Source organism: Candidatus Magnetaquicoccus inordinatus, from assembly GCF_004217665.1.
GTDB classification, from domain to species: domain Bacteria; phylum Pseudomonadota; class Magnetococcia; order Magnetococcales; family Magnetaquicoccaceae; genus Magnetaquicoccus; species Magnetaquicoccus inordinatus.
On the sequence record NZ_RXIU01000435.1, the window covers coordinates 1 to 1,442 of the forward strand.

Annotated in this window: 1 protein-coding gene; it reads left to right on the forward strand. The window is 52.0% G+C overall.

The window, feature by feature from the left end; all coding sequences use genetic code 11:
• Positions 1-36: 36 nt before the first annotated feature.
• Positions 37-1,442: ATP-binding response regulator (locus tag EJP87_RS16335; RefSeq protein ID WP_193771471.1), on the forward strand; the 1,406-nt coding region annotated here is incomplete at its 3' end.

The window sequence follows — 1,442 nt, forward strand, 5'->3', positions numbered from 1 at the left end:
GAGCTGCTCGATCTGATTTTTGCTCCTGGATTTTCGATGGCCAAAAAGGTCTCGGATGTTTCGGGGCGCGGTGTAGGTATGGATGTGGTGCGTACCAACATTGAAAAATTACGCGGAACGGTGCATATCGCCTCCAAAGTGGGTAAAGGGACGCGGATCATTTTGAAGCTGCCTCTGACCCTGGCCATTATTCCGGCGATGATCGTTTCAGCAGGCAAACTGCGTTTTGCCATCCCAGAAATCGGCTTGATTGAAATTGTCCGCGTTGCGGAAACCGACCTGGCCAAGCAGATTCAGATGGTCTGCGATGCACCTGTTCTCTCCTTGCGCCATACCTTGTTGCCGCTGGTGGATCTGGCCAGCACTTTGGGCATCGAAACACCAGAGGGTGATGCCGGCATTCGCTGGATGGATGTCTGGTCGCGCCAACATTCGCAACAACAAAAAAGCAATGCCGCCTCCGGCAACCAACCGGTTCCCAAACGCACCTCGCGGCCTCCTGGTCATTCGATCAGCCACTACAGCCAAGCCATCTATGTCATGGTGATCAATGTCAGTGGCAACACTTTTGGCTTGGTGGTGGATGATGTTCTGGATAGTGAGGAGATTGTGGTGAAACCGCTGCCCTCTTACGCCAAGGATACCACCTGTTTTTCAGCGGTAACCATCCTGGGTGATGGTAGCGTTGCCTCCATCATCGACTATGCCGGAATTGTGGAAAAGGCCAAAATCAACTTCAGCAGCCTGGAGGCGGCCAGCGCCGATATGGAAGAGGTTACTCGTGCCGCTCTGCGCGAAAAACAGAATATCATTCTTCTGGAAACCCCCAGCGGCTTGGTTATGGGTATTGTCAACAACATGGTCAGCCGGGTGGAGGTTATTCAACGCGGCAACTGCAGGATGGAAAATATCAATCATCAATCCTATATGCACTACAATGGCGTCAGCTTCCACATCCTCTATCCCGATCAGATTTTGGGTTTGGAAGGCAATGGTTATTCCGGTGAATCGGGCAACGATGATGATACCTTCTGCATGGTGGTCCCAGCCATCTCCGGTCTGCAGGTTGGCTTGATGTTCTCACGCATCGTCGATACCATGGAAGCCTACATTGATCTGGATACACATGTCATTCAGGCTGACGGCCTGTTTGGCACCGCCCGTATTGATGGGCGGTTGGTGCTCTTTCCGGATCTTAACCGTCTTTTCCAACTGGCTGATATTATGCCATCTTCGGTGGAAACTCCGGTGGATTATGATGGTCTGAAAGCTTTGGTGGTGGACGATACCCCCTTCCTGCGTATTGTCACCACCACCTATCTCACGCAGGCCGGTTTTGCTGTGGAACAAGCGGAAGATGGCATGATTGCCTCGCAGCGTCTGAAAAATACCCCTTACGATCTGGTGGTGACCGATATCAATATGCCGGTGATGGATGGCTT